The following is a 7,399-nucleotide window of genomic DNA, read 5'->3' as shown; positions in this document are numbered from 1 at the left end:
TTCAGATCCTGCTCGTACAGGTGGAGCGAGTCCACGTGGTGGTGGTACTCGCCGAGGTCGGCGCCTACCCAGCCCGCCATCAGCTCCTGTAGGACGGTGGCGGAGAAGGCGTCGTAGGGGAAGCCCGTCCACAGGTCGTTGCTGCGCATCGTGGTCACCATGTGCAGGCGGCCCTGCCGTAGATGGAAGCGATAGCCGAGAGTGCACGGCACGTCCCGATGGCCTCCGGCGTCCCGAGCAGGGTCGTACAGCTGGATGACGGCGCGGCGGGTCTCGGGGTCGTCCAGCAGCGTGGCCCGGACCTGGGCGAGCTGATCGACGTGGCCGTCCCAGAGGCGCATGCGGGGCCCGTACGCTCCGCGCAGGATGCCGTCGTCTTCGGCGTACTGGCGGAGTTGGGCGTTGTAGTCGTAGATCCACGGGGCGTTGGTTCCTGACAGGATCCACACACATTCGGCGACCGCGAACGCGGGGTTGAGCACGCGGGCAGGCTGAGCGGGCAGCAACCGGGCGCGAGGCTGCTCGATCAGGAGCCGAACGTCCAGCACCTCGCGAGTGGGCATGGCGCGCGGGCTGACCGGCTCGCCCTGTTGGACTCTGGCGACGGCGTCGGTGAATAGCTCGGCGATCGTCTCGCCGGAGATCGTTGTCACTGGTGCTTCTCCCTTCTGCAGGTCGTCGGGGCGACGACACGATCGGAGGGTGTGCAGCTCAGGGAAGGTGGGATGACGTGGTGCCGAGACAGCGCGCGGGCTCAGCAGCTCTCCGCCGCCTGCCTCGATCACCGCTGATCTTCAGATGCGGGTGGCTGCTCTGTCTCGCCAGCCGCCGCCTCTTGCGGCGGGGCCGCGTCAAGAGCAACGCGGGGGAAAGGCTCGGAGCGGTATGGCCAGGGACGCCCCAGGGCCCACTGCATGATCGAGTTCATGAGGGCTGCCTTCGATGGTGCCCCCGCCCCTGGGAGCGCCGCTCTGGCGTCCCCTGGTGTTCGCGCAGACGGGAGGAGCTCCCAGGGTCGGAGATCGGGGTCTGGCGAACCTCGCCGGCGGGCCGCTGGGGTGTGGGCAGCCGCGCTTGAGTGGGGATCAACGAGGCCCGCCAGAGATCGAGCTGGGCTTGCATCAGGAGGGTGCCCATCTCCTGCGCGGTGCGCCCCTCGACGAACACGCCGCGCTCTGAGGAGCCCAGATAGTAGCCATCGAAGCGTCGCCGGTAAGGGGCCCACAGCACCAGCCACCAGCCGCCGCTCTGCTGCTGCACGAGCATCGCTTGCGCTCGCGCCGCGCGATCTTCGTCCGGCTCCATGGTGCTGGTCTCCTCCCGGTAGCCGCGGGTCGAACGGGACTGGCCGAGCCGCTGGGCTTGTGCTCGCTGCGGCCGTGCCCTTCACCTTGAGCCGCCAGGCGGCTGTGAGGAACGCCACATGGCGGGGTAGTCAAGGGGCAGATCGGGGGCAGATTGGCGGGCCTTCCCGTCTGCCCTATGCGACGATTCCGGTGCGTGCCACCCTCGGAGAGGAGTGCCCCCGTGCCTGATCGCAACGATGCGCTACGGCGCGCACGAGAACGCCTTACCTCCCCCACCACGCCCGGCGAGAGCGCCAGTCGGCAAGATCTCGCTGATCTGGTCAACGCCTGGATCTACACGCATCACCAGCGGGTGACCTGCCTGACGGCCAACTACCTCGGCAAGCTGGAGCGTGGTCTGGTGCGCTGGCCCCAGGCGGACTACCGGGAGGCGCTTCGGGCGATCTTGGGCGCGGAAACAGACGCGGACCTAGGGTTCCGGCGTGCACGAAGATCGAGTACTGCGCTTGCGGTGGAGGGGGTGGGGGACGTGAACCGCAAGGGATTCTTCCGCACCGCTCTGGGGGCGGCCGTCTCCATCACGCTCGCGGACCTGGCCCAGTTCGCGCAGCCCGCCGAAGTGCCCAAGGCCGTACAGGCAGCCGACATCCTGGAGCTGCGCACGATCGCCGGAGTGTTCTCGGCGTGGGACCACACCTACGGCGGCGGCCTCGTCCGCGACGCGGTCAACGCCCAACTGCGCTACTCGGTGAGCCTCCTGCAGCACTCCACCTGCCCGCGGGCCCTGCACGACGAGCTGTACGTCGCGGTGGGCTGGCTCGGCCACTCAGCCGCCGCCATGGCCTTCGACGCCTACGCCCACGACGACGCCCGCCGAATGTTCCGGCTCGCCCTGTCGTGCGCCGAAGAAGCCGGCGACTGGCACCTGAGAGCCAAGGTGCTCTCCCTCATGGCCCGCCAAGCAATCTGGTGCGGCGACGCCGACGACGGGCTGACGCTGGTCGAACTCGCCCTGGTGCGCGCCGACCGGCTCACCCCCGCCGAACGCGCCATGCTGTACACCGCCCGCGCCCGCGCGATGGCCAAGCTCGGCATGGTCGAGGGCACACTCGAGTCCGTGGGCAAGGCCGACGAGCAGTTCACGCGCATCCGCCCGGCCGACGAAAGGCCGTGGATGCGTTACTACGATGCCGCCCAGCACGCCGGCGACACCGGGCACGCCATGTTCGATCTGGCGCTGAAGCAGAGCGACCGGTTCGCGGCCGCCGCCTCGCAGCGGCTCGGCACGGCGGTCGAGGGGCACGTCGCCCCCTACGTGCGGTCCCGCGCGATCAGCGGCATTAAGCTCGCCTCCCTCACCATGGCCACGGGCGATCCGGACGAGGCGGCGGTCATCGGTATGCGCGCCATCGGTGATGCGGGCAAGGTCCGCTCCTGCCGCGCCCAAGACGACATGCGAGAGTTGCATCGTCTTGCTCAACCCCACGACGGGCGCACCCCCGTGGCCGAGCTCCGTCACCAGATCCGAACGGCGATCCAGGCATGACCCTCGCGCGCGAAGCAGAGACCGCGACCAAGTCCATCCTGCGGGCCGCATGTCAGCAGGCAGGCATCGACTTGCGCGGCGCCGAGCTGATCAGATTCGGCGAGAACGCCCTCTACCGGCTCCCCGGAGGGATCATCGCCCGTGTCTCCAGGGCCGGGCAGGTGGCGGCCGCGGCCCGCGAGGTGCGCGTCGCTCGCTGGCTCGAATCCCACAAGGTGCCCGCGGTCCAGGCCCTCCCCGGCGTTGAGCAGCCCGCCGAAATCGACGGCCGCGCGGTGACATGGTGGCGAGAGCTGCCCCCGCACCGACATGGCACCGCGCTGGAAGTCGCCGCCGCGCTCCGCCTCCTGCACGACCTCCCCCCGCCGACCACGTTCGACGTCGGCCGCCTGGACCCATTCGTACGGTTGGCTGAGCGGATCGACAGGGCGGCCACCTTGACGGAGCCGGACCGCGCGTGGATGCGGAAGCACCTGGCGGGCCTGCGCGCGCGCTGGGCAAGTCTGCCCGGAGGTCTCCCGGAAAGCGTCGTGCACGGCGACGCGTGGATCGGGAACGTGGTGGCCACCGACGACGGCCGCGTGGTCCTGCTCGACCTGGAACGCTGCTCGGTCGGCCCGCCCGAGTGGGACCTGGTCTCCACAGCGGTCAAGGCGTTCACCCTGGCCGGGATTACCGAGGAAGACTACCGGCAGTTCGTCGGCTCCTACGGCCACGACGTCACCCAGTGGGACGGGTTCGAAATCCTGCGCGACATCCGCGAGTTCCGCATGGCGTGCATGGCCGCCCAGGTAGCAGGCGAGAACCCCGTCCGGCACCCAGAGGTCGAACACCGGCTGGCATGCCTGCGCGGGCAGCGGGGCGCGCGCCCGTGGACGTGGACAGCTGTCCCCTAAACGCGCGACTTGATCAACAACTTGGCAACGAAGTGCGACACGCCGGAAGCCGGTGGTGGCGTATGCAAACATCGATACGCCATGATGCTCCGCATGGCTGCTATCGCTGGACGTACCCGTCGCCCGGACTCGGGCGGCGTCTACGGCTCGCTCGGGGGCCGTGTCAGCCCGGAGATTCACGAACTCGCCTGGGCAGGCGCGGCGGCAAAGGGCGTCTCCATCTCGCTCTACCTGGAGCAGTTGGTCGAGGCTGACCCGCTGACCAAGCGGCCACCGGCTGGTCCGGCGCCTAGGCGTGCCCGCGTCCCGAAGGGCGACGAGGTCATGCTGTCCGGCCGGGTCAAGCCGGAGGTGCGTGCAGCTGCCAAGAAGGGTGCCCGCGCCCGCCAGGTGCCGATCTGGAGGTACCTGGAGATCCTCGTGGAGGCTGACCGTGCGGCCTCGACGTATGTCGAGCAGGAGCCGTTGGAGCAGCTTGACCTTGACCTAATAAGCGCCTGATGAGCGCGTACTGATCACGCTCATGAAGGAAGTCGAGAGGAGACTCTCCGCCGAGTAACACCTGGCGGACTATCTGCAGAAACGACGAAGGCCCTCGCGCTATTCACCGGCCAAAGCGAGTGCGTGAGGACCTTCGGAGAGGCAACCGGTTCCCGGCGGGCTTTCGCATGCCTGGAGCCGGTCCCAGAAGCTAGGAGCCACAGTAATCGATGCGGCCCCGGCTCTGCCAGTCATGCCCCCGTTCGGCGTGTCGAACGAGGGTGAAACCGGCATTGCCGCCACGAACAACTTCATACCCCTACCCCGGCACGGGGAGAGCCATTCCGGACAGGACACGCTGACCGCTGCCCGCCTGTGGGCGCTGTTCGCGCCCCGCCTCGGAGCTGGCGACCGCGTGCGGGTAGCCAAGGACGGCCGCAACTACTGGCGGCGCGACGAGCGCGATCTGACCACGCGCCTACCCGCGCACGTCGCCGCCGTGTTCGTCTACCACCACGGCATGACGAACCTGCTGCCCGCCGACTTCGACACCGGCAAGGCGGTCGCGGCCGGTGCCCCGGATCCAGCCGCGCTGGTCGAGGCGGAGGCCGCCGACTTCGCCGCCCTCGTCTGCTCCCTCGGCGGCGAGTGCTTCTCCGACGTGTCCCCGAACGGCGGCCGCCACGTCTACGTCCTGTGGCAGAAGAAGGTGTCCTACGGGGAGACGCGCCGCCTCGGCGAAGCGCTCGCCCGCCGATACGTCACCTTCGACCCCAGCCCGGTCCAAAACTGCCACGAAGGCCTGATCCGTCCACCCGGCGCATGGCACCGCCGCGGCGGCTACCAGCAGCTCGCCGACGATCTCGACACCGCCCTGTGGGTCGTGGACCACCCCAACGGGCCAGAGGTCTGGTCCGGCCTGGTGGATGCGCTGCAGCCTGAACTCGAGGCCGCGGAACTGCCCGGTTGGAAGCTCACCCAAGGCAACCGCACCCAGTCGGCGAAGGAGCCCGGTCCGCGCGCCGCCGAGTGGGCGAAAGACGAGCAGGGCGAGGTGTGGCACCCGCGCGCGGACGGGCCGCTGCCCCGCCTGTCTCCGCGCCTAGAGCTCATCGCCTGCACGGGCCGGTACGACGCCCGCCAGTACGGCAGCCCCTCCGAAGCCCGGCAGGCGGTCGTGGCCGGCGCGCTCGCGTGCGGGTGGCGCCTGGCCGACGTCGCCGCGCGGATGCGCGCCGGGGACTGGCCCGCCTTCGTCGCCTTCTACGACCGGTACAAGGACAACGCCGAGCGACTGAAGGCGCTACGGGCGGACTGGAAGAACGCGCATCTCTGGATCGCTGAACGGGAGTCTGGCCGCGAGGTCCACACAAGGGAGAGAACACACAGGGGGGTTAGGCATCTAGAGGTTGAAGGGGTGCCTGTCGAAGTGAGACCTCCGACCACTGACGACGAGGGTATCGGGGAGTTGCAGAAAACCCGCGCCTGGTACTCAGCGCTGGTGGTGGCGGTCCGGCTGGGCAGGTGGAAGGGGAAGAAGGCCTGCACCATCAGGCGGGTCCTCCTAGCCATGCTGAAGGCGGCCCAGCTCTCGAGGAGCACGACGATCGCGTTCGGGGTGCGGCACCTAGCCCTGCTGGCCTGCCTCGACGAGTCGACGGTGGCCAAGACGCTGAAGCTGCTGCGGCAAGAGGCCGACCCCTTCATCGACTGGGTGGCCGAGCACCGCGGCGAGCGGGCCGACGTCTACCGGCTGATCGTTCCGGCCGCGTACGCCGAGGCGGCCGCCTGGCGGCGCTGGCAGGCGGGCCGATTGGGCGGTATCCACCCAGTGTTCCGGGTGCTTGGGCCTGCGGCCGCGTTCGTCTACGAGCAGCTGGGGACGGAGCCGATCCGCACGGTGGATCTGCCCTACCTGTGCAGCTTGTCCGACACCACGACCGACAAGGGGCTGAAGATCCTCGGCGAGTTCGGCATGGCCGAGCGCACCCCACAGGGCTGGGTGCGCGGCCCGGTCGACCCGCTCGTGGTGGCCGACCAACTCGGCGTCCCCGAGCTGGTCGCCGAAATCGTGAAGAAGTACCGGAAGCAGCGGAAGGAGTACAAGGCGTTCCTCAAGATCGTCGAGGCGCTTGAGCCCGAATTCGACACTGAGGATTACTCGATTCCTGAGGAAGTGCTGGCTGCGCTCGGACCGCCAGCGTGGGTCGAACATGAGCCGCACGGTCCCCCATAGCCACGCGGAACGGGTGCCACTCTGGCGAATACGGCTGAAACGGGCCGAGTCCGGTCTTCGGGGAGGAGCGGAACGATCAGTGGCGCCAGCGTGTGCAGTTTCCTGCACACCGTATGGCGGCCGGTGACATGATCCTTAGCGTGGATCGAGACGAGCTACGGGCGAAGGTACGGCGGGAGCGACGACTGCGGCGCCGGGTGCGCCTTGCGGCGTGGCGGTTGCGCCAGGCCGAGATCGAGCACGAGTGGGCCATTGCCTCGGCCCGTGTCGAGGGCCTGCCGGTGCGGACGGTGGCGGCTGAGGCGGGGCGTTCGCCCTCGCGCATCCAGCAGATCGCCACGGCGGCCGCGCCGTTGCCAGAGCTAGAGGCGGCGCTGGCGCAGCTGCGTCAGGCCGGGTGGCCAGCTCCGGAGGATCCCGCTGGTAGCGATGATGAGGAGCTGGACGGCCGCGACGGCATCGCCGAGCGCCTGGTCGATGAGGTGCGCTGGGTGCTGGAGTGCGCCGAATGGGTCGACCGGCTCGCCGGCGACGGATTCCCCCCAGTGGTGAACCTGCGTCCGGCCGATGATGAGGACGCCTACCACGTCGGGGTGGACCTGGCTCGGGTGGCTGCGGTGCTGCGCCGGATCGCCTACGACATCGACGAGCTAGCCCGTGCCCGCGCGGCGGCCGACCTGGACCAGGCCGCCATCATCGACGACCGGCGCGCTGAGCGGCGCCGCCGCCTGGCTGAACCTGGTCTGTCGTATGCCGCCTTCAACCGCAGGTACCGCGAACGGGCCCGATCCGGGGCGCGGTGGCGCAGCAATCAGGTTTCGCTAACGGAGGACGACATCTGGCGGGCCTACCAGATCGAGCTACGCGAACGCGGCGAGCCGCACCAGGATCCTTGGGGATTCAATCCCTTCGAGCGCCGCTGAGCTGCGCCGCT

7 protein-coding genes are annotated in these 7,399 nt (G+C 69.4%); 5 read left to right on the top strand and 2 right to left on the bottom strand.

Annotation, left to right across the window (positions count from 1 at the left end; all coding sequences use genetic code 11):
* Together H4W81_RS46480 and H4W81_RS46475 are read right to left on the bottom strand one after the other, a co-directional pair.
* Positions 1 to 653: thymidylate synthase (locus H4W81_RS46480; protein ID WP_318782541.1), on the bottom strand; the 653-nt coding region annotated here is incomplete at its 3' end.
* Between the two features lie 271 nt (positions 654 to 924).
* Positions 925 to 1,305: a hypothetical protein gene (locus H4W81_RS46475; protein ID WP_192781623.1), complete on the bottom strand. Its 381-nt coding sequence runs from the start codon at positions 1,303 to 1,305 to the stop codon at positions 925 to 927.
* 531 nt (positions 1,306 to 1,836) lie between these two features.
* Between H4W81_RS46475 and H4W81_RS46470 the strand changes: the two genes are divergently transcribed.
* The 5 genes from H4W81_RS46470 to H4W81_RS46450 all read left to right on the top strand — a co-directional run bounded on the left by H4W81_RS46470 (position 1,837) and on the right by H4W81_RS46450 (position 7,388).
* Entirely contained in the window at positions 1,837 to 2,853 is a 1,017-nt protein-coding gene (locus tag H4W81_RS46470) for an NsdA family TPR-like regulatory protein (RefSeq protein ID WP_225960931.1), read from the top strand.
* The gene (locus H4W81_RS46465; protein WP_192781622.1) at positions 2,850 to 3,749 is read left to right on the top strand and encodes an aminoglycoside phosphotransferase family protein; all 900 of its coding nucleotides are present in this window, start codon (positions 2,850 to 2,852) and stop codon (positions 3,747 to 3,749) included. Before H4W81_RS46470 ends, H4W81_RS46465 begins: the two co-directional genes overlap by 4 nt.
* 9 nt (positions 3,750 to 3,758) lie before the next feature.
* Positions 3,759 to 4,250, top strand: coding sequence for a hypothetical protein (locus tag H4W81_RS46460; protein ID WP_192781621.1), 492 nt, complete (start codon positions 3,759 to 3,761; stop codon positions 4,248 to 4,250).
* A 232-nt stretch (positions 4,251 to 4,482) separates the two neighbouring features.
* Positions 4,483 to 6,465: a hypothetical protein gene (locus H4W81_RS46455; protein WP_192781620.1), complete on the top strand. Its 1,983-nt coding sequence runs from the start codon at positions 4,483 to 4,485 to the stop codon at positions 6,463 to 6,465.
* A gap of 140 nt (positions 6,466 to 6,605) precedes the next feature.
* Complete coding sequence (locus H4W81_RS46450) at positions 6,606 to 7,388, top strand: hypothetical protein (protein ID WP_192781619.1); 783 nt, start codon at positions 6,606 to 6,608, stop codon at positions 7,386 to 7,388.
* The last annotated feature ends 11 nt before the right edge of the window (positions 7,389 to 7,399 follow it).

The sequence above is a fragment of the Nonomuraea africana genome, from assembly GCF_014873535.1.
Classification (GTDB): domain Bacteria; phylum Actinomycetota; class Actinomycetes; order Streptosporangiales; family Streptosporangiaceae; genus Nonomuraea; species Nonomuraea africana.
The sequence above is the reverse complement of the archived record's forward strand: the minus strand, read 5'-3'. Positions and strand labels throughout refer to the sequence as shown.

What these genes read in the sequence shown, in the direction of transcription:
- H4W81_RS46465 (WP_192781622.1), top strand. Translation starts at nt 2,850, where the DNA reads ATGACCCTCGCGCGCGAAGCAGAGACCGCGACCAAGTCCATCCTGCGG.
- H4W81_RS46475 (WP_192781623.1), bottom strand. Translation starts at nt 1,305, where the DNA reads ATGGAGCCGGACGAAGATCGCGCGGCGCGAGCGCAAGCGATGCTCGTG.
- H4W81_RS46455 (WP_192781620.1), top strand. Translation starts at nt 4,483, where the DNA reads ATGCCCCCGTTCGGCGTGTCGAACGAGGGTGAAACCGGCATTGCCGCC.